Genomic DNA, 554 nt, shown 5'->3' on the forward strand with positions numbered 1-554 from the left:
GTGGTGGGCCTGGAAAGACTTGAACTTTCGACCTCACGCTTATCAGGCGTGCGCTCTAACCACCTGAGCTACAGGCCCAATCATGCTCTTGCTTGTCAATGAGCTCGTGGCTCATTGCAAGTGAAGAGCGAACGGGAAGATATATTCCTTAAAGGAGGTGATCCAGCCGCAGGTTCCCCTACGGCTACCTTGTTACGACTTCACCCCAATCATCGGCCCTACCGTAGACGGCTGCCTCTATTGCTAGTTGGCTCACCGGCTTCGGGTAAAACCGACTTTCGTGGTGTGACGGGCGGTGTGTACAAGGCCCGGGAACGCATTCACCCGAGTATGCTGACCTCGAATTACTAGCGATTCCGACTTCATGCAGTCGAGTTGCAGACTGCAATCCGGACTGGGACACGTTTTTTGGGATTGGCTCCACCTCACGGTATCGCTGCCCTTTGTGCGTGCCATTGTAGTACGTGTGTAGCCCTAGGTGTAAGGGCCATGATGACTTGACGTCGTCCCCACCTTCCTCCCGGTTAACCCGGGCAGTCTGCATAGAGTGCCCA

1 tRNA gene and 1 rRNA gene are annotated in these 554 nt (G+C 55.1%); both read right to left on the reverse strand.

Annotation, left to right across the window (positions count from 1 at the left end):
• Window position 1: 1 nt before the first annotated feature.
• Window positions 2–78, reverse strand: a tRNA-Ile gene (locus HF854_RS12455).
• A 72-nt stretch (window positions 79–150) separates the two neighbouring features.
• A 16S ribosomal RNA gene (locus tag HF854_RS12460) occupies window positions 151–554 on the reverse strand; the annotation flags it as partial.

Origin of the sequence: Desulfovibrio piger (assembly GCF_012843875.1) — a bacterium.
Classification (GTDB): Bacteria; Desulfobacterota; Desulfovibrionia; order Desulfovibrionales; family Desulfovibrionaceae; genus Desulfovibrio.